Source organism: bacterium (assembly GCA_035505375.1).
Lineage (GTDB): Bacteria > Hydrothermota > Tepidihabitantia > Tepidihabitantales > Tepidihabitantaceae > UBA2258.
On sequence record DATJQV010000028.1, the window covers coordinates 1 to 21,950 of the forward strand.

At 62.7% G+C, this 21,950-nt stretch carries 20 protein-coding genes; 19 read left to right on the forward strand and 1 reads right to left on the reverse strand.

Annotated elements, in window-relative coordinates:
• The 19 genes from VMH22_04435 to VMH22_04525 all read left to right on the forward strand — a co-directional run.
• Positions 1–2,149, forward strand: a 2,149-nt coding sequence (locus tag VMH22_04435; GenBank protein HTW90935.1) for a hypothetical protein, incomplete at its 5' end; no start/stop codon positions are given.
• A 9-nt stretch (positions 2,150–2,158) separates the two neighbouring features.
• Positions 2,159–4,174, forward strand: coding sequence for a hypothetical protein (locus VMH22_04440; protein ID HTW90936.1), 2,016 nt, complete (start codon positions 2,159–2,161; stop codon positions 4,172–4,174).
• A 21-nt stretch (positions 4,175–4,195) separates the two neighbouring features.
• The gene (locus VMH22_04445; GenBank protein HTW90937.1) at positions 4,196–5,959 is read left to right on the forward strand and encodes an Ig-like domain-containing protein; all 1,764 of its coding nucleotides are present in this window, start codon (positions 4,196–4,198) and stop codon (positions 5,957–5,959) included.
• A 231-nt stretch (positions 5,960–6,190) separates the two neighbouring features.
• Positions 6,191–6,937: a class I SAM-dependent methyltransferase gene (locus tag VMH22_04450; GenBank protein ID HTW90938.1), complete on the forward strand. Its 747-nt coding sequence runs from the start codon at positions 6,191–6,193 to the stop codon at positions 6,935–6,937.
• Between the two features lie 573 nt (positions 6,938–7,510).
• Entirely contained in the window at positions 7,511–7,690 is a 180-nt protein-coding gene (locus VMH22_04455) for a hypothetical protein (protein HTW90939.1), read from the forward strand.
• 138 nt (positions 7,691–7,828) lie between these two features.
• The gene (locus VMH22_04460) at positions 7,829–8,269 is read left to right on the forward strand and encodes a Fur family transcriptional regulator (GenBank protein HTW90940.1); all 441 of its coding nucleotides are present in this window, start codon (positions 7,829–7,831) and stop codon (positions 8,267–8,269) included.
• A 102-nt stretch (positions 8,270–8,371) separates the two neighbouring features.
• On the forward strand, positions 8,372–9,877 hold the full coding sequence (locus tag VMH22_04465; protein ID HTW90941.1) for a catalase: 1,506 nt from the start codon (positions 8,372–8,374) through the stop codon (positions 9,875–9,877).
• A 222-nt stretch (positions 9,878–10,099) separates the two neighbouring features.
• Positions 10,100–10,576, forward strand: a complete 477-nt coding sequence (locus tag VMH22_04470) for a metal-dependent transcriptional regulator (GenBank protein ID HTW90942.1) — start codon at positions 10,100–10,102, stop codon at positions 10,574–10,576.
• Positions 10,573–10,818 carry a FeoA family protein gene (locus VMH22_04475; protein ID HTW90943.1) on the forward strand — a complete coding sequence of 82 codons (246 nt, stop codon included), beginning with the start codon at positions 10,573–10,575 and terminating at the stop codon, positions 10,816–10,818. Before VMH22_04470 ends, VMH22_04475 begins: the two co-directional genes overlap by 4 nt.
• An 11-nt stretch (positions 10,819–10,829) precedes the next feature.
• On the forward strand, positions 10,830–12,896 hold the full coding sequence (gene feoB, locus VMH22_04480) for a ferrous iron transport protein B (protein HTW90944.1): 2,067 nt from the start codon (positions 10,830–10,832) through the stop codon (positions 12,894–12,896).
• A gap of 124 nt (positions 12,897–13,020) precedes the next feature.
• Positions 13,021–13,581 carry a hypothetical protein gene (locus VMH22_04485; protein ID HTW90945.1) on the forward strand — a complete coding sequence of 187 codons (561 nt, stop codon included), beginning with the start codon at positions 13,021–13,023 and terminating at the stop codon, positions 13,579–13,581.
• Between the two features lie 255 nt (positions 13,582–13,836).
• Positions 13,837–14,235 carry a hypothetical protein gene (locus VMH22_04490; GenBank protein ID HTW90946.1) on the forward strand — a complete coding sequence of 133 codons (399 nt, stop codon included), beginning with the start codon at positions 13,837–13,839 and terminating at the stop codon, positions 14,233–14,235.
• Positions 14,228–14,635 (forward strand): hypothetical protein, encoded by a 408-nt coding sequence (locus VMH22_04495; protein ID HTW90947.1) that lies wholly within the window; start codon positions 14,228–14,230, stop codon positions 14,633–14,635. Before VMH22_04490 ends, VMH22_04495 begins: the two co-directional genes overlap by 8 nt.
• Positions 14,636–14,646: 11 nt before the next feature.
• A complete protein-coding gene (locus tag VMH22_04500; GenBank protein ID HTW90948.1) occupies positions 14,647–14,805 on the forward strand; it encodes a hypothetical protein in 159 nt (52 codons plus the stop codon).
• 106 nt (positions 14,806–14,911) lie between these two features.
• Complete coding sequence (locus VMH22_04505) at positions 14,912–15,742, forward strand: hypothetical protein (GenBank protein HTW90949.1); 831 nt, start codon at positions 14,912–14,914, stop codon at positions 15,740–15,742.
• 277 nt (positions 15,743–16,019) lie between these two features.
• Positions 16,020–18,401, forward strand: a complete 2,382-nt coding sequence (locus VMH22_04510; protein ID HTW90950.1) for a hypothetical protein — start codon at positions 16,020–16,022, stop codon at positions 18,399–18,401.
• A gap of 284 nt (positions 18,402–18,685) precedes the next feature.
• Positions 18,686–19,030, forward strand: a complete 345-nt coding sequence (locus VMH22_04515) for a VOC family protein (GenBank protein ID HTW90951.1) — start codon at positions 18,686–18,688, stop codon at positions 19,028–19,030.
• Positions 19,031–19,132: 102 nt separating this feature from the next.
• Complete coding sequence (locus tag VMH22_04520) at positions 19,133–19,636, forward strand: VOC family protein (GenBank protein HTW90952.1); 504 nt, start codon at positions 19,133–19,135, stop codon at positions 19,634–19,636.
• 174 nt (positions 19,637–19,810) lie between these two features.
• Positions 19,811–20,182 (forward strand): hypothetical protein, encoded by a 372-nt coding sequence (locus tag VMH22_04525; protein ID HTW90953.1) that lies wholly within the window; start codon positions 19,811–19,813, stop codon positions 20,180–20,182.
• Here VMH22_04525 and VMH22_04530 read toward each other — a convergent pair.
• Positions 20,179–21,567 (reverse strand): hypothetical protein, encoded by a 1,389-nt coding sequence (locus tag VMH22_04530; protein HTW90954.1) that lies wholly within the window; start codon positions 21,565–21,567, stop codon positions 20,179–20,181. The two genes, VMH22_04525 and VMH22_04530, sit on opposite strands and share 4 nt — an antisense overlap.
• Positions 21,568–21,950 lie beyond the last annotated feature (383 nt).

The following is a 21,950-nucleotide window of genomic DNA, read 5'->3' on the forward strand; positions in this document are numbered from 1 at the left end:
CGGAGCCACCAACCGGAAGGTCGCCAAGATCCCGGGCGGGAGTATCGTGGTGGGATTCTGTTACAACCCCACGAACAACAAGGTCTATGCCGTCAACAACTCGGACGCCACGGTTACCGTCATTGATGGTGCGACCAACCAACGCCTTGCGACAGTCCCGGTCGGCAACAACCCCACGGTGCTCGCCTACAACCCGGCTCACAACGTTGTCTACTGTGCGAACGAAGACGCACAGAGTGTGACAGTGATCGACGGTGCGACCGATTCGGTGGTCACGACGATCACCGTCGGCCAGCAGCCCCGGGCGTTCGCGGTCAACGCAACGGGCAGCAAGCTCTACGTGGCCGCGGGCTGGGATAATGCGGTCAAGGTGGTTAACTGCGCAACCAACACGGTTGTCGCAACCATCCCCGTTGGCACCACGCCGGCGGACCTGGTCTACAACGCGACCAACAACAAGGTCTATTGCCCGGCCGGCAACTATCTTTATGTCATCAACGCCGCAGCCGACTCGGTTACTGACTCTTTGTATTCCGAGTATTCGGTAGCGGCGATGGCGTATGTCGCCAACAACAACCGGCTTTACTTGACGTCCTATAGCACGGACACCGTTTACGCGCTCGCGGGGGCGACCAATTCGGTCGTCGCACGAATTGCGACGCCGGGCTGGGTGAACAGGCTGTCCTACAACTCCGCCAACAACCGCCTCTGGGGAAGCTGTACCGACAGCGGCTCCGCCATGGCCATTGACTGTGCCGGCGACTCCGTGCTGGCTGTGGTCAGGACCGGAGCCAGACCGGCCGCGTTGCTCGCCAACCCGGTCGGCAACAAGGTCTATACCGCCGACGAGTACAGCGATGATGTAACAGTCATTGACGGGGCCGCGAATTCGGTAGTCGCCTCGGTCACGACGGGGATGTGGGATGACCTGCTTCTCTACGACCCCAACGGCAGCAAGGTCTACTGCTCGGGCAGCAGGTGGGTGGCCGCAATCAGCGGCACGACGGACAGAGTTGCGCGGGCCATCCCGGTCCCGGGCTGGCAGGCGGCCCTCGCCTGCAACCCGGTCAGCAACAAGGTCTACGCCGCAGGCTCGGACTCGGCCAGGCTCAGCATCATTGATGCGGCGGCGGATTCGGTCATTGCTTCGCTCTCGCTGGGCGGTGAGGCCGCTTTGGCCATGGTCTGCAACCCGGTCAGCAACAAGGCCTATTGCGTCACCCAGAACACAATCAGGATATACAGTGGTTCCGGTGACACACTCATCAAGACTCTGCCGGGGGGCATGGTGTCGGGCATGCTGCATAACCCGACCAACAACGAGGTCTACTGCCTCATGGTTGACGGCAACGGCGTGATGGTCATCTCCGGGGCCGGCGATTCGGTAGTCAAGACGATTCCCGTCGGCACGAATCCCCAGGCGCTGGCCTTTGACAGCGCGGCCAACCGGCTCTACGTCGCCAACAACTACGACGCGACGGTGTCGGTGATCGACTGCGGCCGTGATTCGGTGGTCGCCACGGTCGCGGTCGCCGGCTATCCGGTGGCGTTGGGCTTCAACCCGACCGACCACAAGGTATATGCGGCCTGCCAGAGCAACGTTACCGTGATTGACGCGGCCCGCGATTCCGTCGTCGCATCACTCACGGTTGGCGGCTACCCCAATGCCTTTGTCTATTCCGCGCACAACGACTGGATGTACTTCACGCGACGCAACGACAACATCGTTGTGACAATCGACGGCGTGTCGAACCATATTGCCGACAGCGTCAGAGTCGGCGCCGGGCCGACCTGTCTCGTGCTCAACCCACAGCAGCACCGCGTCTACTCAGCGAACATGTGGAGTTCGGACGTATCAGTCATCGGCGACTCGGCTCTCGGTATTACGGAACAACGCTGGGCTGCGATCCGCAACCCGCGGCCCGCAGCTACCATCGTCCGTGGAGTGCTGGTGCTAGGCGCAGTAGACAGCAGACAGAAGACAGCATACAGGGCGGGTCTGCTCGACGTCACCGGCAGAAAGGTGCTGGAACTCAAGACCGGCGCGAATGATGTGCGCGCCCTGGCTCCGGGCGTGTATTTCGTCCGGGAGCGCTTAGCGGTTGGCGGTGAGCGGTCCACGGTCCGCAAGGTCGTGATTACTCAATAGGGAGGTCTCGTGAGATTCTGCATTCTGACTTCTGCGTTCTGCCTGCTGGCGTCGTTAGTCCAAGCCCGGCAACCGGGTTTCGACCCGAAAGACGTTGTCAGGCGCGCGCGACCGCGACACACCGGCGCCGCGACATTGATCCCTGATGCCGGCGAGTTCCTGATTGACACGACCATACAATATGTCGCTGCGCCGGGCTACCAGCAAGACCCGGCCGTTGCGTTCGACGGCGTGAACTTCCTCGTGGTCTGGACAGACTGGGTCAGCGATTCGTCGAGCGGCATCTACGCGACGCGAGTGACGCCTGCGGGCGCGCTGCTCGACCCGTCCGCCATCGTGCTCTCGACCGCCGGGAGCGAGCAGCAGTCTCCCGCCGTCGCCTTTGATGGCACGAACTTCCTCGCGGTCTGGGTGGATAACCGCGACTCCGGATACGACGTCTTCGCGGCGCGGGTTACACCGCAAGGCACCGTGCTCGATCCGTCAAGCATCCCTGTCTCGACCGCTCAATACGACCAGGAGTATCCCGCGGTCGCGTTTGACGGAACGGACTTTCTCGTTGTCTGGTCCAATGACTGGCGCAGCGATTCATCCAGTGACATCTACGCGGCGCGGGTGACGCCGCAGGGCACGGTGCTCGACCCGACCGGCTTCGCGGTCTCGACCGCTGCCGGAGCACAGTCATCTCCCACGGTCGCCTTTGACGGCGTGAATTCGCTCGTGACCTGGAGTGACCCGCGCAGCGACCCGTACGGAGACATCTACGCGGCGCGCGTGACTCCGCAAGGCACCGTGCTTGACCCGTCCGGCATTGTGATCTCAGCCGCTGCCAACTCGCAGGAATCCCCGTTCGTTGCGTTTGACGGCACAGAATACCTCGTGGCCTGGTACGACACTCGCAGCACCAACTACGCCGACGTCTATGCGGCGCGGGTGACACCTGCGGGCACGGTGCTCGACCCGTCCGGTATCGCGGTCTCGACTGCCGCGGGGTATCAGAACGCCGAATGCGTTGCGTTCGACGGCACGAACTTCTGGGTGACCTGGAGCGACTATCGCAGCGGTACTGCGTACGGCGACATCTACGCGGCGCGAGTGACGCCGCAGGGGACCGTGCTCGACCCATCCGGCATCGCGGTCTCTGCCGCCGCGAACGACCAGTCGTATCCGGCCGTGGCCTTTGACGGAGCGAACTACCTCGTGACCTGGATGGACAATCGCGGCGGCTCATCCTACGACATCTACGCGGCGCGGGTTACACCGCAAGGCACCGTGCTTGACGCATCCGGCATCGCGGTCGCAGCGGACACGAACGACCAGTTGTACCCGGCCGTTGCATTCGACGGCACGAACTTCCTTCTGAGCTGGACCGACGACCGCAGCGACTGGCAGGGCGACATCTACGCGGCGCGGGTAACACCGCAAGGTACCGTGCTCGACCCGACCGGCATTCTGGTCTGCGCCGCCGGCGAACAGCAGTATCCCGACGTCGCGTTTGATGGTACGAACTCCTTCGTGGCGTGGGGAGACTACCGGAGCGGCTCGAACTTCGACATCTACTGTGCGCGGGTGACGCCGGCCGGCGTGGTAGAGGACAGCGGGCCGGTCGTCAAGCAGGCAGGCGACCAGTTGGGCCCGGCGCTTGCACGCGGCACCGGAAGCCAGTTGTTTCTGGTATACCAGGGATGGGCTGGGACCGTCGGCAACCGGACTTACAACACCAGCCGTATCTGGGGCAGGATGAACCCGGCGGCGGGGATTGAAGAAACGAGGAATGATGCACGCGGAACGACAAGCGGCAGGCCGACTATCGTCCGCGGCGTGCTGGCGCTGGGCGGAGTAGGCAGTAGACAGAATACAGCAGACAGGGCGGAGCTACTCGACATCAGTGGGTGCAAGGTGATGGAGTTGCGGGCGGGTGCGAACGACGTCAGCCGCCTCGCGCCCGGCGTCTACTTCATGCGTCAGGCGTCAGGCGAACAGCGTGAGGCGTCAAGCATCATCAAGGTCGTGTCGACGAGGTAATGGAAAGAAGGAGTTGAGAAGATGATTCGTGCACGGTACTTAGTATTGGCACTAGGGTTGGCGATGCTGCTGCCGGCGGCGTGCTGGCTCGCGCAGAAGGTCGACATGCACTTTGTGACGCCCGTTGACGGCCAGAAAGTGACGCCCGGCGTCATCCCAATCAAGGTCCATGCCACCAGCGATGGGAAAATCCTCAGCGTCACGTTTGAGGTCGATAACGTCGTCACGGCTTACGACACGGTGGGCGCAAACGACACCTGGCGTTTCTCCTGGGACGCGTCGCACGTTAGCCCGGGCACCGCCCACGAGCTCAGTGTGTTTGCGGACGTGGCGCATCCGAACGGCGTCACCGGGGACGTTGCAAGGATCCACGTGAAGGTCGATACCGGCGGGCCCTGGGTCAAGATGCTGTCGCCGCAGGACGGCGACTCGGTTTCGCGCGGCCTTGTCCCGGTCGCGGTCCGGGCCCGGGACTCGGTCGGCGTCGGGATGGACAAGGTTGAGTTCTACATTGACGACGTACTGGGCGGCACGGTCACCGCGAGCGCGGGCGACACGTACCGCTGGACGTGGAATGACTCGCAGGCGACGGCCGGGGGACATTCGCTGAAGGCCAAGGCGTACAACCAGCACGGCGACAAGGCGGTCGCTGGTGTCACGGTATACGTCAAGGCCGGCGCACACGGTGCCCCGAAGCATCACTACGGAACGATATCCGCCGACGAAACCTGGTCGCCGGACAACAACCCGCACTTCATCGACGGCGACGTCTTCATCACCAACAACGCCCTAGTGACCATCATGCCGGGCTGCACGGTCAAGTTTACGGGCCAGTACGGCATCCGGGCCGGCACGTACCCTCCTTTGCAGGGCGGGATCAACGCCGTGGGCCTCCAGAATTCGCCTATCCTGTTCACGTCAGCCGGCTCGTCGCCGCAACCGGGCGATTGGACGGCTATCTACCTTGATGCCGGGACGTCCTCGAACACGCACTTCAGCTACTGCACCTTCGAGTACGGCGGCTACTACTCGGGCGAGGGTGATATCATCGTGACCGGTAACCAGGCCGCTTCGTTTGATAACTGCACCATCCGGCATTCTCGATACGTAGGCATATATTGCTCAAGCGCGGCGTTCAGCTCTTTCAGCAACAATACGATTACGGCCAACGGCTCATACCCCATCGCGGTTTCACCCGATGTGGTCCCAACGATTAGCCCGGATAACGACCTGTCGGGCAATGGGGCCAGCGGAATTGAGTTGTTGCCCGGGAGCGTGAAGACAAACGTAACCTGGCCGGCGCCCAGCGTGCCCTACGTCATCTCCAGCGCGATTAGCGTTAACGATTCGACCCATCACCCCGTGCTCACGATTGCGCCCGGATGCTCGCTGAAGTTCAGTGGCGGCAGCCTCAGCGCCTACAAAGGTGATATCGTTGCCGACGGAACCGCGGGCCAGATCGTTTTCACCACGAACGGTTCCCCGCCGGCCTGGGGCAAGTTCTACGGGATAACGGTCGGCACCGGACTGCCGGGCGACACGCTGTCCGGCACGCGGCTCGTCAAATGTCTGGTGTCCTACGGTGGCGATTCCACCTCCGGGCTTTCCGGTAATATCAAGGTCATGTCGACCCGGCCGACAATCAGTAACTGCGAAATCGACCACGGGTGCCGTTGCGGCATCGTGCTCTTCGGAAACCAGGTTCCGGACACGGCAGCGTTGCGCACGAATAACAGCTTCGCGAACAACGACAGCGGCAACGTCCGCTGGTCCGGCCACAAGTAGGTCGGGAATGACCCGCCAATTCGCCGTTGCCGTATGTACGTCTCGCCGGCGCCAATCACCGGTGCGCAGCCACGGCCGGCAATGCCGCTAACCGGAACCGGATTTCAGGTCGTGGATGCTATACGGTGAAGTAGTGAACCGTCCCGCGCCCGGCGTGTACTTTGCAGGAAAGCGGTCAGGGATCAGGGGTCGGGGGTCAGGGAAGATGCGGAAGGTCATCATCAGCCGGTGATGCTCGTGCGTGCTCTGCCCCGGCTCTACGACGACCTTGCCGCATGGTGGCCGCTGCTCTCCAATCCTGACGACTATGCGGCTGAGGCGGAGTTCTGTTGGCGCTGCATCACCGAGGCAAGCCGGATTCCGGTACGGACCGTGCTGGAACTCGGCTCGGGCGGCGGCAACAACGCGTCCCACCTCAAGGCACGCTGCGAACTGACGCTGGTGGACCTGTCGCCGGCAATGCTCCGAGTAAGCCGGTCGCTCAATCCCGAGTGCGAACACGTCCATGGTGACATGCGCGAAGTCAGGCTGGGCCGCCGGTTCGACGCCGTGTTTGTCCATAGTGCCGTAGCCTACATGCTGTCCGAAACAGACCTGACCCGGGCGATGGAAACGGCCTGGATTCACCTGCAGCCGGGCGGCGCGGCGCTGTTCTGTCCCAACGACGTGGCGGAGACGTTCAAGGCAGGCACGTATCACGGCGGGCACGACCGCATGCTGCGCAGCCTGCGCTACCTTGAGTGGGTCCATGAACCTGCCCCGGGTGACACGCTGGTGACAACAGACTTCGCCTACATCCTGCAAGACAAGGATGGGATCAGGATGGAGTACGACCGGCACGTGACCGGGCTCTTCCCGCGCGCCAAGTGGCTGGGGCTGCTCCAGGCGCAGGGCTTCACGGCGACGACTCGCGAACGCGCCGAGCCGGCGACATCCGGCCCGATGCACGAAGTGTTCGTTGCGACGCGGCCCGAATGACGAAGGGTGTCTTGCGTCCTTCCTCGACTTGGAGAGTCTGCGTCAGGCTTGATCGTCCCCGGTCGTTTGAGGCAGGCGCATGCCTGCCGCGGATTGCTGTTGACGAACCACTCTACGGGCGGAGCAATTCGGGAGGCAATTCTCCGGGCAAACCGGAGAGCAACGGTCAGAGCTACCTCGGGACCAACGCGGACGGCAACCGGCGGAGCTAGCCGGGCCGCAACGCTCCGGCCAACCCGCAGAGCAACCGGTGGAGTAACCCGTAGACTAACCCTGAGAGCAAACCGGAGAGGAACCCGTAGACCAACCCGGCGAGTTGCGGTGGAGGTTCATCCGGGAGTTGCGGTGGAGACAACCCTCCGGGCTATGCCTCAACCTATCCCCTAACCTATCGCTGGGGCAATCCCCCGGGCGAGGGAGGGGACTTTCGGGAAGGCGACCTAGCGCTTGATTGTTCAACAAGTTAGGCGGATTCCTGGCTCCGTGAGCTTGTATCCAAAGAGTAAACTTTTCCCCGCCGGTCATCCGCGCGTCGGCTTGACTTTTCACCCAGACGACATGTTCTCAGGCACAATGGGATCCGCGCCCGACTCGGTGAAACGTATGGTTGACCACTTCGACCAGAACCGCAAGGTCTTCCTGTCCACTGACTACAAAGAAGAACGACTCCGCGCCGAGTTCCTCAATCCCTTCTTCGCCGCGCTCGGCCGGGACGTGGACAACTCCATTGACACGATTCGGACCAGGAGTTGAGAAGTGTCCGTGAATGACCCAACGACATCGTGCTGGAATGGGGCTAGTCAGCAACAACCAGGAGGGCGGCTTTGAGCCGCCCTCGGCTTTCCGGTGCGGGGCTGGAAGAGTGGCAGATTTGCGGCTATAGTAGCTGGAATGAGACTATCCGACCCAACCATCATCGGTCTCCTGCGCAGCCGCGGCCTGCGACCGACGCGAGCCAGCCGGCTCATCCTGGCTCGGTTGCGGCACAGCAACGATCACTTGAGCGCTGAGGAGTTACGGGGCGCCCTGCGTCGCCGTGGCCACGTCGTCAGCATCGCCACGCTCTACCAGAACCTCGCGCGTCTGTCCGAAGCCGGGCTGCTTGCTAGCTTCGCCGACTCCGAGGGGCTGGTACGGTACGACGCCAACACGGCGCCCCACGCTCACTTGGTCTGTTCCCGGTGCGGTCGGATACTCGACCTGCCGATGACCAACCCGCTTGTGAACCGGCTGAATATCTCCAGCGGGAGGCGGACACGGCAGTACCGCGGCTGGGCCGTCCAGAACGCCCGGCTCGAACTGTGCGGGCTTTGTCCGAAGTGCCGGCGCTGATCCCCGTCCTTTCAAATTGACAGCATCGGGTGACCGGCTATAATCCCTCGATCCCTAAGTCATAGTCATTATGAATTGGAATAGGTGAGAAAGGAGCAAGCTGTGTCTGATGCGAAGCGTCTGACTTCGAACTTCGGCAAGCCGGCGGGCGACGACCAGAACGGCCTGACCGTCGGGAGCCCCGGCCACACCCTCTTATCCGATGTCTACATGGTCGAGAAACTGGCCCATTTCAATCGCGAGCGGATACCGGAACGCGTCGTCCACGCCAAGGGCGCGGGCGCCCACGGTTACTTCGAGGTGACGCACGACGTAACGAAGTACACCTGCGCGAAGTTCCTGTCCAAGGTCGGGAAGCGGACCGACGTCTTCGCACGATTCTCGACCGTGGGCGGGGAAAAGGGCTCGGCCGACGCCGAACGCGACCCGCGCGGATTCGCGGTGAAGTTCTACACCGAAGAAGGTAACTTCGACATGACCGGTAACAATACGCCGGTCTTCTTCATCCGCGACCCGATCAAGTTCCCGGACTTCATCCACACCCAGAAGCGTAACCCGGCCACGAATGCCAAGGACCCGGACGCGTTCTGGGATTTCCTGTCGCTCACGCCCGAGTCGGTGCACCAGGTGACGATTCTCTTCTCGGACCGGGGTACGCCCAAGACGTACCGCCACATGAACGGGTACGGCGGGCACGCATTTAAGTGGTACACCGAGAAGGGCGACTACTGGTGGGTGAAGCTGCACTTCAAGACCGAGCAGGGAATCCAGAATTTCTCCCGCGAGGAGGCCGGGGCGATGGTTGCCAGAGACCCGGACCACGCCACCCGCGATCTGTTCGAGTCAATCAAGCGCGGGGAGTTCCCGGCATGGACGGTGCAGATTCAGGTTATGCCACCGAAGGACGCGGCAAGCTATCGGTTCGACCCGTTCGATGTCACCAAAGTGCTGCCACACGGCGACTACCCGGTCATTCCCATCGGACGGATGGTACTCAATCGCAACCCGGAGAACTACTTCGCCGAGGTCGAGCAGTCCGCGTTCTGCCCGGGCAACCTCGTACCCGGTTTCGCGCTCGCTCCCGACAAGATGTTGCAGGCGAGAGCGGTCTTCTACCACGACGCCCACCGTTATCGTCTCGGGCCGAACTACCACCTGCTGCCCATAAACGCCGCCAAGGCAGGAGCGACGGACAACTACCAGCGCGACGGGGCGATGCGCACCGACGCCAATGGCGGCGGCGGTCCGAACTACTACCCGAACACTTTCGGCGGGCCGGCGCCTGACCCGAAAGCGGCGGAGCCGGAGTTTGACTTCGCCGGCACAATCGGCCGCAGGCCGTACCCCAAGACCGAGGACGACTCTGTCCAGGCCGGCGACCTCTATCGCAAGGCAATGGACGACACGGCGCGCGAGCACCTTATCGGCAACATCGTGGCCCATCTCGGCAACGCGCAGAAGCGACTTCAGTTGCGCCAGACCGCCCTGTTCTACAAGGCGGACAAAGAGTACGGGACGCGGGTCGCGGGCGGGCTCAAACTCGACACGGCAGAGGTAGAACGGCTGGCCGGGATGACGCAGGAGCAGCGCGTCCGCGCCACCTCCTGACAACCGCGGCACATATAGCGCAAGCACCGCCCGCCCCGTAGCGGGCGGTGCTTCCTGTGACGGCGTAGTCGTCCTCGGACCGGACGGGACGTCCTCCCTCAATCCGGAGCCGTCCGCCGAGGGACCATTGGTCTGGTCTTGCGATCTTGACCGCCGGCGCGAATTCACTGTTGACAGCGACGCCGTTCGCGGTAATATTAGCCACGCCTAACATTATTAGTTATGCCTAACACATTAGCTTTGACGGAGAGCGCCCAGGATTACCTGGAGGCGCTGCTGCTGGCAAGCGAGGACCGGAGCGTGGTCCGCATCAGCGACGTCGCCCGGCGCCTGGGCGTGCGGCTGCCGTCGGTGGTGGCGATGCTGAAGGGGCTCGCGGCCAAGGGTCTCGTCAAGCATGAGCGCTACGGCCTGGTGGAACTGACCGAGGCCGGGCGTGCCGAAGCGCGGGCAGTGCTGGCCCGGCACAAGGCCATCTTCCGTTTTCTGAACGGCTTTCTGGGTGTGAGTGAGGCCACCGCCGAGATCGACGCCTGCCGGATTGAGCACGTGCTGTCGCCGGACACGGTGAAGCGGCTGCTGAAGCTGGTCACGTTGCTTGAACGCGAGGGGGCTGCCGGCAAGGCCGGCCTCCACGATTTTCCCCGGCTTGCCGGCGGCAGGCGGACGAGTGCTTGCGGCAAACGAGCCAAGTCATGACTCTCGCCGATGCCGGCTCCGGCGATAACGTGCGGGTCGTGGAAATCAAGGCGGGGCGGAGCTTACGCGGGCGGTTGCTGGGCATGGGCATCATGCCCGGCTCGGAAGTCAGGGTTCTTTCCGGCGGGCGCGGCGGGCCGGTGATAATCGCGCAGAATGACTGCCGAATGGCGCTGGGCCAGGGCATGAGCAAACGGATTGTCGTGAGCCGAATGGATCCGGACGCTCGAACGGCAGGCTAGGGACCACCGGAATGACGAATCCCGAGTCGTCATCCGGAAATCATCGTTCCTCGTCACACGGTCCCGGCCGGACGATTCGGATCGCCCTGGCGGGCAACCCCAATTCCGGTAAGACAACGATCTTCAACGCGCTGACCGGCGCGCACCAGACCGTGGGCAACTGGCCCGGGGTGACGGTCGAGAAGAAAGAGGGACGGTTTGAGTATCAGCACCACGAGGTGACGGTCGTTGACCTGCCGGGAACCTACAGCCTGTCGGCCTATTCACTCGATGAGCAGGTTGCGCACAATTACCTGATTGACGAAACCCCGGACGGGGTCGTGGCGATTGTCGACGCGGCCAACCTCGAACGCAATCTCTACCTCGTGATTCAACTGCTCGAACTCGGCGCCCGAGTAGTCCTCGACTTGAACATGAGCGACATCGCTCAAGCCCGGGGCATCACGATTGACGCCAAAGTGCTGGAGAAGGTGCTCGGCGTTCGGGTTGTCGCGACGACGGCGAGCGAGGGCGCCGGTCTGGATGAACTGAAGCGCCGAATCCATGACTTCGTGCGCCAGCCCGCGCCGAGCTTCAAGCTCGATTATGGCGACGACCTGGAACCGGAGCTTGAGCGGCTCGCGGCGCTGGTTGCACCGGACGCGGAACGGGCCGGGCTCCGGCCGCGCTGGCTGGTGTTGCGCCTGCTGGAGGGCGAGCAGGGCGAACTGCATCACGTCAGCCCGGAAGTCGAGCGGCAGATGCGCGAGGTGGTTCAAACCACGGTCAAGCGGCTGGAGCGGCACTGGGGCCGGGACATCGAGACGGTAATCGCCGAACGCCGATTCGGGTTCCTCAAGGGGTTGGTAGGCGAGTGCACGACACGCAGGGCCGATGAGTCGACGCAGCCCACCGGTTCCGACCGGATTGACCGATTACTCACGAATCGCTGGCTCGGCATACCGGTCTTCCTGCTGCTGATGGGCGTAATGTTTCAACTCGTCTTCCGCATCGGGTCGCCGCTGGCGCGGCTGATTGACACAGGGTTCACGGCACTGGGGAAGGCGACCATTGACGGATTGACCGCCGCCCATGCACCGGGCTGGATTGGTTCGCTGCTGGCGGACGGCCTGATTCACGGCGTCGGGTCGGTGCTGGTCTTTCTGCCCAACATCGTCATCCTGTTTCTGGTGCTGGCGTTGCTTGAGGACTCGGGCTACATGTCCCGCGCCGCATTCGTGATGGACCGGTTCATGCACGCGCTCGGACTCCACGGCAAGTCGTTCATCCCGATGATGATGGGGTTCGGGTGCTGCGTGCCGGCCATCCTGGCGACGCGCACGCTGGAATCGCGCAAGGACCGGATTCTCACAATCCTGATTACCCCGCTTATGTCATGCTCGGCTCGGCTACCCATCTACACGCTCTTGGCGGCCGCGTTCTTCCCTCGGAACCAGTGGCTCGTCGTATTCTCGCTCTACCTGCTCGGGATTGTCCTCGCGGTTGTGATGGCGCGGCTGCTGCGCACGTTTCTCTTTCGGGAAGAGGCGGCGCCCCTGATTATCGAACTGCCGCCGTATCACCTGCCCGTGCTCAAGCATCTGCTGCGGCACGTCATGTTCCGGTCCTGGCTCTTCGTCAAGAAGGCCGGGACGGTGATTGCCGGAGCCGTAGTCGTGCTTTGGATACTCGCGCGCCTGCCCTGGGGTGCTGCGTACGCTTCACAGGCAACTCTGATTGGTCGGCTTGGGACCCTGCTATCGCCGGTCTTTGCTCCGGCCGGGTTCGGGCACTGGCAGGTAGCCGTGTCGCTATTGACCGGGATTGTCGCCAAAGAGCTTGTGGTCGGGACGCTGGGAACTCTCTCGACGACCGCCGGCCGGACGCTGAGTTCTTCCCTCAGCCTGCTTTTCAACCCGGTGTCAGCCTATGCCTTCATGGCGATGTCGCTCATCTACACGCCCTGCGTGGCGACAATCGCCGCGATTCGACGCGAGACGAACTGGCGATGGGCCGCGCTCGCGGTGGGCTACAGCCTGGTGCTAGGCTGGGTCGTTGCGGTGGGCATCAACCAGGTGGGACGACTCCTGTTCAGGTAAGGAGGAGTATGGCGTCAGTCGCATCTCGGATTCGCGCTTGACATTGGGCAGCCGTTCAACTTAGACTTGCCGGATGCCTGACTCAATCATGGACTGGGACTCAAAGCGCCGGTAACTCATGAAGATGTCAACGCCAGTGACAGGCGTCCAGGCCAAGACGACCGAGAGCCAGACGGACGGCAGCGCTGCGCTACGCCGGGGCTGGTCGGAATTCAAGACTCTCAGAAACTACATCTTTGGCAGCTCGGCCGCGATTATCACCGACGTCAGCCTCATCGTCGGGCTGGGTTCAGCCCGGGCCGGCAAGGCGCCGCTTCTCGCCGGGCTGTTGACCATCGCGGTTGCCGACAATGTGTCCGACTCCCTCGGAATCCACCTGTACAAGGAGAGCGAAGGCTACAGCCAGCGGTTGTCCCTGCTCTCGACCGTATTAAACTTCCTCTCGCGGCTGCTGATTTCCTGCACCTTCATTGCGATTGTCCTGGCACTTCCCATGGCTCATGCCATTATCGTGGGGCTCGTCTGGGGACTGCTGCTGATTATCTTCATCAGCTACCTCATCAGCCGCAACAATCGGGATAACCCGGTCAGAGAGATGGTCGTCCACGTGCTGATTGCCGTTGTCGTAATCGCGCTCAGCCGATATCTTGGACACGCGATAGCGACCTACTTCCACGCGCCATGAAGGAACAATCGGAACACGTCCCTGTTTCTGAGCGATGTCAGGGCGCGGCGAGTCTCGTTCATCGTTGCATGGTACATCGTTCGGAGCCGTTAGCCGTGAGCCGTAAGCCGATAGCGGTTTCGGTCGAGACGATGATGACAGCCAACGGCTTGCAGCTTGCGGTCTGGATGTTGGCAAGCACAAGAAGGAAGTGAATCTGTGAGTCCGCGCCAGCTTTTCGTTTGGGGGTCCGTTCTAGTACTGACGGGGTGTGGCATGAACCGGGCAGGACTGGCCCGCGACGTTCGGTTACTGCTTGCCGGCTGCAGCGTCAAGCCCAGGACCATCAAGGTGACCATGGGGGACCGAACGCGAACCGGGATGGTGGAAATCACGGCCACGTCCGCAGACATCGCCGCCATCGTTAGCCGATTCGGACTGCAGGAAGGCGGGACAGCAGAAGACGATTCCGACCGTCACAGTTGGCTCGACGCCAGAGTCCGGCAATTCAACCATCCCTTACTTCTCCCTCAGGATGGCGTCAAGGTCTTCCGATCGAACGGCAGGTCTGAGAATCTGCGTCTCTCCAACGGCACAGCCTTCGATTACATGCTCCTCTTTTGGGACAAGGACAAAGGCGTTGCCGTGATCCTGTTGTCCTACGCCTATGGCTAACGGTGTCTCCAATCGCCCGCGGAAGATTGCCGCAGGAATATCCATCCCGGTCAACTTCATGCTTTCCTGGACAATACTACCTCTCGCCATTCCACCCTTCCGCGGCTACTCGCTGCGCGAGATGGGCGAGGTACTCCTCTGGCAGAGCATGGGAATGGTGGGATGGCCATTGGGTTTGGTGGGCGGGCTGACGAACCTTGTCTTGCACCACTCAGGGACTGACCTGGTGAACCTGCTGCTCCTTTCGATGTACCCGGTCATGATCTTGTTCCTCGTGCTCAGCCTGTTTCCCAGGCGCCCCCGGTGGTGGGCGTTGGCCTCGCTGCACATCGTGCTCACCGGCTCGTTTGTGGCGGTTTGGCACAAAGTGCTCAATGGATATGACTTCATGAAAGGGTAGCCAGAGGAACGATGGGCGATTCCGGTCTGACGGCTCATCCGGGGATTGCCGCCTTGGCGTCGTTCGTCCTCGCGTTGGTCATGGCCGGCGTGGCGTGGCGCATTCCCAAACGCTCGGTGCGGGTTGGCATCGGCTGGGATTGCTGGTCCTGGGATCCCGAGGGGTGGTAGTACTTTCGTTCGTCACCGCTGTCTTGGTGACCGTTCTCGGTGTGGCCGTCTTGGTTCTCGGAAATCGAACCCGTGCCGCGGCCTCGCAGGACGGAGACTTCGGCCGGTGAAGCGCCAAGCGATTGTACTGGGGGCGTTGACAGCGTGGCCATTTGCGTTCGGCGCGCTGGTGCTGTTGGCCGGAGTCTTCGGACTGATCCCCAAAGACAGCGCTACGCCGCCGCCAACGTTCGTGGTGTTCTTCGCCCTGCTCGTGCTGACGCCGCTCATGTTGCTGGGACTACTCGTGTTCTATCTTGTTTATCTCTTCACGAAGACGCCTTTGCCGCTGGACCGGAAACTGATCTGGTCAGTGACCCTGGTCGCCGGGCACGTGTTTGTGATGCCGGTGTTCTGGTGGCGCCACATCTGGAGACCGCGAAACATGGCGCCGCTGCCGGAGTCGAAGCGGTTTGCGTTGCTGGTCTTTGGGCCTTTGTTGTTGGCGGTGCTGCTGCCGATTGGGTACTTGGTTCCCATGGCCATCGGCATCACCGGCGCCGTCCTGCTTGGGAGCGGTCCCGGCTCAGTCTCCACCAAGGTCGTGCTGCAATCCTGGGCATGGGTGTTTGGCTTGGGCCTGACGTTCGCGGTGATCGCCGTGGCGGGCCGCTGGTGCCACGCGGTGTCTGAACGGCTCCGCTCGCGGGGCGCGGTCTGGAGCTGTCTGTGGTTCGCCTTCACGCTCATGCTCCTTCCCGTGGCTTGGTTCGGTACTGTCTTCCTCCGGAGCTTGATACCATCCGACGGGCCGCCAAGCACGTTGCCCGAACTCACACGCCTGGCGATAACCGTACCGTTGTTGGCGCAGCCGGGCGTAATCCTCTGGTTGTATCTCGTGGCCCGGTGGTGGCAGCGCGGAGCCGCTCGGCGATCGACATCCAAAGGAGAGGCATAATGCACAAAGCAATGTCGTTCATCATCATGAAAGCTCCGTGGACGCGGTGAAAGATTCTGACGGGGAGCCCACTTGACACTCCTGGTGCGGCATCACGAGACGGCCGGGTTGGCTGAGACGACGACAGCCGACGGCTCAGGGCTCGCAGCTCTCGGTCCGCGCTGCGGTGGGACGGATGGTAAGCCTGGTTGAGCGGTATGGATAGACAGGATGAGGAGCCGGTGTATCCGGCATGAGGACAGAGGAAGTCGGGGTTTTAGACACAAGGAGAGAAGCGATGAACAGCAGTAGAGATCGTGGATGCAGGCGTGTCTTTGCAGTTGGGATCGTGGTTCTGGGGCTTGCCCTAGTCCTCAACTGCGGTCAGCACCACCCGCCAGTGGCGCCGGCCGCGCCAGTTGGGCCGTCGTTCGGCACCGAGGATTCGTCATGCACTTTCACCACCATGACGATCGACCCTGAGGGCGACAGCGTCTGCTATCGGTTTGCGTGGGGCGACGGCGACACTTCTTCCTGGACTGCCAAGGTGCCGAGCGGACAGTCGGGCGAGGCATCGCACGTATGGAACAAGTCAGGCGCCTTTGAGGTGACGGCTCAGGCAAGGGATGCCGGTGACAGGATGTCGAACTGGTCGTCGGCGCACCAAGTGCTGGTGGCTGCCGTCTGGAGTCGTACGTTCGGCGGGACGGGCCACGAAGATTGCGAATCGGCCCTTCCGACATCAGACGGTGGCTACATTCTTGCGGCTTCGACTGAGTCCTTCGGCGCGGGTGGCTATGACATATGGCTGATAAAGACCGACTCGGCCGGCGATACACTCTGGACCAGGACCTACGGCGCGGCCGGCACCGAGTGGGGCGGGCCGGTCGCGCTGACATCCGACGGCGGCTATATCGTCGCGGGCTACACTGATTCCTACGGTGCGGGCGGCGGCGACATCTGGCTGATAAAGACCGACTCGGGCGGAAACAAGCTGTGGGACAAGACCTTCGGCGGGCCGGCACAGGACATAGCCAGAGAGATTCTGCCGACAGCCGACGGCGGTTACATCATCGTGGGGAACACTCTTTCCTATGGTGCGGGTGTCACGGACGTCTGGTTGATAAAGACTGACTCGGCCGGCAACAAGCTCTGGGATATGACCTATGGGGGAACGAAGATCGACAAGGGTTGTGCGGCACAGCCGACGACCGATGGCGGCTACATCGTCGCGGCCGCCACCGAATCCTTCGGCGCGGGCAATTATGACGTCTGGCTGATAAAGACCGATGCGAATGGTAACGAGCTCTGGGACAAGACCATCGGCGGGGCCGGGTATGATGCTCCCAACGAGATCCTGGTGACGGCCGACGGCGGCTACGTCGTTGTCGGCGAGACTGAATCCTACGGCGCGGGCGGTTATGACGTGTGGCTGGTCAAAACCGACGCCGACGGCAACAAGATCTGGGACAGGACGTTCGGAGGAGCGAAGAACGACGACGGCCAATCGGTCGCGCCGACGTCCGACGGCGGGTATATCGTCGCGGCCTACAGCGCTTCCTATGGCGCAGGCGGTTTTGATGCGTGGCTGATAAAGACCGATGCAGCGGGCTACAAGCTTTGGGACAGCTACCTGGCGGAACCAGTGACGACTTCGCGTCCTGGATTCGGCCGACCTCGGACGGTGGCTACTTCTTCGCCGGCTTCACCTACTCATACGGCGCGGGTAACGGTGACATCTGGCTGGTCAAGACTAATGCGAACGGACGCTGACCGAAGAGTCCGCGGGCGCGTTAGTCCTTTGCTGTTGGCGCTGGCCTGTGCTGGGCTGGTCGCGGTCACGGCCCTGTCGGCGTCCGAGACACAGTGGACGGGAAAGACCGATTGGAGGTCGGTGGAGTACCTGCCCGGCGGGCACGTCGTCTACTTCGACCACGTGCCGCAGAGCACGAACCCCGTGATAAAAGCCCACTTCGCCGCGGCGGCGGAATCGCTCGACGCGGGCAGCAGCGGAGGTATTGCCGAGCTTGAGCAGGCGCTCGCGCTGGCCAAAGGCTCGCAGCTCGCCGCGCTCCACAGCATCATCGCTTACTTCCAACTCCAGTTCGATGAAGACGATGACGGTCTTTCATCCTTGAGTTCTGCATGCGACGCCGCGGTCAAGATAGGCGACTCGGAGGGCCTGGGCGCGGCGCTGTCGGAGCTCGGCAACCTCCATACCGCACGGGAAGATTGGGACCTTGCGCTGCGCTACGCACGCCAGGCGCTGCAGGTAAACGCCGGAGCCGGTCTGCTGCACGGCAAAGCCTACGATGAAGGCCTGCTCGGGGAGCTGTTCGCCAGCCGGGGAGCGATGGACAGTTCGCTTGCGTACCTGCGCGATGCCTATGACGCCGACATCAAGTGCGGCGACTATCGCGAGGCCGAGTATGACCAGTACCGCATCGGCAGCGTCTGTGAGCAGCGGGCGGATTCCGCCGGGGCGCTGAAGAGCTACCTGCTGTGCTGGTCGCTCGTCCCCAGGGGCGGCACCGAAGTAGGCCGGGATGACCTGCTGAGCAACCTCAACGTGTACTACCGGAAGATGGGTGAGGAGAAGTTCTCTGCCCAGTGCGGGAAGCAGGGGTTCAGCCAGGCCGACGCCGACGCGCTGGTGGCGGAGCTGCGAAAGACCAAATAGCGGGACGGACCAGTCCCGGCGCGCTTGTCGGCTTTGTCTACAGAGCAGGCGGCGCGGCCGATGCAAGGCCAGCCCAAAGCAGAGCCGCAGACGGAGCGCGCCCCTGCACCCGACCATTTGACATACCCCCGTGCTCATCCTAGAATCCCTCTGTGCCTCGTTCGATTGGGGCGCAAATACCCGGCTGGACGACTACCTGCGGGCGCGTCGGACAAGAATTCGCCGCGGGTCTGGTCGAGCGGTGCCATGCCTGAAGCCGCAGGACAGTGAGAAAAGGAGCGAAGATGAATGGACTGTGCTACTGGGACATACCATCTACCAACGTCACGAAGTCATGCGCGTTCTATGCGAAGCTGTTCGGCTGGAAGATGGCGCAGTACGGCAAGGACTACGCGACGTTCCAGGCGAAGAGCGGGCTGGACGGCGGGATTCACAAGGTGAAGAAGCCGGGCCAGGGCGTGATGGTCTTCGTCGAGGTGAAGAACATCCCGGCCACGCTCGCAAAGGCCGCAAGGCTCGGCGCCAAGGTGCTGAAACCCAGGACCAAACTCGACAACAACTGGGGCTACTGGGGCTTGTTCAGGGACCCAGGCGGCTGCACGAGCGTCGGGCTCTGGTCGCGCCGCTGAGCCGAACCTTGTGACACACCACTGATGCGGCAGTACGTCTGGCCGACAGACGAAACCAGGACAAGGACTGCTGCACCGGAGTGCTGGGAGACAGGAGCGAACATGAATGAAGACAACTTGTGTGCAGAGAGGAAACGGCTGACGCCGTTCCTCTGGTTCGAGAAGGGCGCGGAGGACGCAGCGGCGTTCTACGTGTCCATCTTCAAGAACTCGCGCATCGTGAACATCAGCCGCTATGCCGAGAACCCGCATGCCCAGACCGGCAGCGTGATGACCGCGACCGTATTCCTGGACGGGCAGGAACTGACTCTGCTGAACGGCGGGCCCGTGTTCAAGCTGAACGAGGCTTTCTCGCTCGTCGTGCGCTGCGCCGACCAGGCCGAGGTAGACTACTACTGGGAGCGGCTGCTGGCCGACGGCGGCGAGGAAAGCATGTGCGGCTGGCTGAAGGACCGGTTCGGCGTTTCGTGGCAGGTGGTGCCCGATGCGCTGATGGAGTTGCTTGGCGACCCGGACCCGGGACGGGCGGCCCGCGCGACGGCGGCGATGCTCAAGATGAGGAAGATCGACATCGCCTTACTCAGACGTGCGGCCGACGAGAGATGAACTCGTTTAGCCCGGCAGGACGGTGGGCTTGGTCGAGCGGGCCGGCACCGACGGCAACGGCTATGTGGCAGGGCTGCCCGCAAACCTCAGCCCTGCTTCTGTTTGATGATGGCGGATGGTGCACGAAGCCCGGTCGGCGTCCGAAATATAGTCCCAACCAGACAGGAAGGTGACATGAAGGTGGAGTTCGACGAAGGACAGAAGCAGGTCATGGACGAAATGCTGCTCAGGCTGCCCGGCGCCAGGCCCGGCAAGATGTTCGGCTTCCCCGGCTACTGGACACGCGGGAAGCTCTTTGCCTGTCTGTACGGGCCCGGCGTAGGCTTCAAGCTGCCGCCGAGCGTGGCGGCGCAGACCTTGGAGAAGCCCGGGTTTGCCCCGTTCACGCCGCGGGGAAAACAGATGGCCGCCTGGGTGATGTATACACCGAAACGGCCCGGCGACCTGCGCCGGCTTGAAACCCTGCTCCGCGAGTCACTCGACTACGTTTCCGGACTCCACCCGGTGGCGAAGAAGCCACCGCGCGCCAGGCGCCCGACGTCCTAGAACGCGACGGAAACCAGCCGCGGCGCGGCGAAGGTGCGGTTCGAGCCGTAGGACAGCGCGCCGCACAACGCCTGTCCGAAGTCAATCTTCAACCGGTTGTCGGCATGGGAACTCTCGTTCGAACTCATCTGCTTCGCGAACTTGATCCCGTACCAATACCCGGCGCCGAAGCCGACCGTGGTCAGTCCGAGCAGGCCACGGAAGTCTTGCTCGTGGCTCAAGTTGCCCCAGATCGCCCATCCGAGCCCGGCCCCGAGAAGGCCGCCGCCGATGGTGGTACCCAGAGCCATCAGACCGGCGCTGTTGGTGATTGGAGTTTCCCCGACCAGCCTGTCCGCAAGGTAGATGCCGCCCACGTTTCCCGCGAGGGCAAGTCCGGTCAGCAGCGGCAGAACGTGTTGCTCTCCCCAGCTACTCGGCGCCACGGTCCAGAATGCGCCGTTGAGAACGGCCGGTCCGAAGATACCGGCGGTGCCGAAGCAGGTTGCCTGTCCCTCGGTCCAGTGTTGCTGTCTGCCCCAGGTGTGGCCGAGGTACGCGCCGCCGACCGTGCCGGCAATGGTGAGGGCCGAGTTCAGCAAATGGCCGCCCTCGGCGCTGTTGTCGGAAATGGACTGGACGCAGATGCCAAGATCAAGGCCGTCAAGCAGCCCGCAGTCGGTCATGACCGACGCGAAACGTTCCTGCCCGAGTTCCAGGCGCTGCCCAAGGTGGGAACCGAGTATCTGGCCGCCGATGCTGGTCACAAGCATCAGGCCGGACGCCGCCTGCATCGTACGCTGATCCGCGTAGGCGCTACTTTCAAACAGGTTGCGCAGACCGAGCAGGCTTGCCAGCGCGTAGCCGTTGAACACACCGTAGTAGCCATAATCTATGCTCATCGCGGCCTGAGCCTGGGTCACACTCGTGTGGCTGGTGATTATCATCGGCAGGAAATAGGCCGTGGCGGCCGTCAGGGTCGCGACCGTCCCGATTGCCCGGCCGTCCTGAAGATTCAGAAGATATACCGTAGCGACGGTATACCAGGCTCCGGCCAGAGGGATCTGGCTCAGAAGGAACAGGCCGCGGCCGGACTGGTCAAGGCCGAACTCCGTCGGCAGCTTCTCCCTCACGTCGCTCAGGAGTTGGCCGAACTCCGCATCGGTAAGCACTATCCTCTCCCGGGAACTGTCGGGTCGCGTGAACTCGAGAACGTGCCCGGCCGGCGACAGCCACATCCGGGCAAGCACAATATCCCCGGCGTCCGGGAACAGCCCGAGTCGGCTGCGTAGCTGCCGGTCGATTGAATAAACGTGACCGGACGAGTCGAACGGCACGGCCTTCTCGACGACGGGCTGAGCCGCGAGCGCGCCGACCAGAACGAACAGAGCAGCCAGTGTACGCATCACATGCACCTCCAGGTCGTGCCAGATTATAGGGTCGTATCGGCCCGCGTCAACCGACCGCCCACTGAGGAAGTACGCGGGAGCTCCTGACTACCCATGCTTCCGGCCGAAGTAACGGCACGGCGCGGACGATGGAACGCGGCGACGCACGTGCAGGGGAACGAGGAGAGCAATTCGGGAGGCAAACCTCCGAGCAAACCGGAGAGCAACGGTCGGAGCTTACTCGGGAGCAACCCGGACAGGAACCCGCGGACTTACCCGGGCCGCAACGGTCCGACCAACCCGGAGAGGAACCGGTGGAGCAACGGGTAGACTAACCCTGAGCGCAAATCGGAGAACAACCGGTAGACCAACCCGGCGAATTCCGGTGGAGGCTCATCCGG

Coding starts and splice junctions, on each gene's coding strand:
- VMH22_04445 (HTW90937.1), top strand. CDS start 4,196: ATGATTCGTGCACGGTACTTAGTATTGGCACTAGGGTTGGCGATGCTG.
- VMH22_04450 (HTW90938.1), top strand. CDS start 6,191: ATGCTCGTGCGTGCTCTGCCCCGGCTCTACGACGACCTTGCCGCATGG.
- VMH22_04455 (HTW90939.1), top strand. CDS start 7,511: ATGGGATCCGCGCCCGACTCGGTGAAACGTATGGTTGACCACTTCGAC.
- VMH22_04460 (HTW90940.1), top strand. CDS start 7,829: ATGAGACTATCCGACCCAACCATCATCGGTCTCCTGCGCAGCCGCGGC.
- VMH22_04470 (HTW90942.1), top strand. CDS start 10,100: ATGCCTAACACATTAGCTTTGACGGAGAGCGCCCAGGATTACCTGGAG.
- VMH22_04475 (HTW90943.1), top strand. CDS start 10,573: ATGACTCTCGCCGATGCCGGCTCCGGCGATAACGTGCGGGTCGTGGAA.
- feoB (HTW90944.1), top strand. CDS start 10,830: ATGACGAATCCCGAGTCGTCATCCGGAAATCATCGTTCCTCGTCACAC.
- VMH22_04485 (HTW90945.1), top strand. CDS start 13,021: ATGTCAACGCCAGTGACAGGCGTCCAGGCCAAGACGACCGAGAGCCAG.
- VMH22_04490 (HTW90946.1), top strand. CDS start 13,837: ATGAACCGGGCAGGACTGGCCCGCGACGTTCGGTTACTGCTTGCCGGC.
- VMH22_04495 (HTW90947.1), top strand. CDS start 14,228: ATGGCTAACGGTGTCTCCAATCGCCCGCGGAAGATTGCCGCAGGAATA.
- VMH22_04500 (HTW90948.1), top strand. CDS start 14,647: ATGGGCGATTCCGGTCTGACGGCTCATCCGGGGATTGCCGCCTTGGCG.
- VMH22_04510 (HTW90950.1), top strand. CDS start 16,020: ATGAACAGCAGTAGAGATCGTGGATGCAGGCGTGTCTTTGCAGTTGGG.
- VMH22_04515 (HTW90951.1), top strand. CDS start 18,686: ATGAATGGACTGTGCTACTGGGACATACCATCTACCAACGTCACGAAG.
- VMH22_04520 (HTW90952.1), top strand. CDS start 19,133: ATGAATGAAGACAACTTGTGTGCAGAGAGGAAACGGCTGACGCCGTTC.
- VMH22_04525 (HTW90953.1), top strand. CDS start 19,811: ATGAAGGTGGAGTTCGACGAAGGACAGAAGCAGGTCATGGACGAAATG.
- VMH22_04530 (HTW90954.1), bottom strand. CDS start 21,567: ATGCGTACACTGGCTGCTCTGTTCGTTCTGGTCGGCGCGCTCGCGGCT.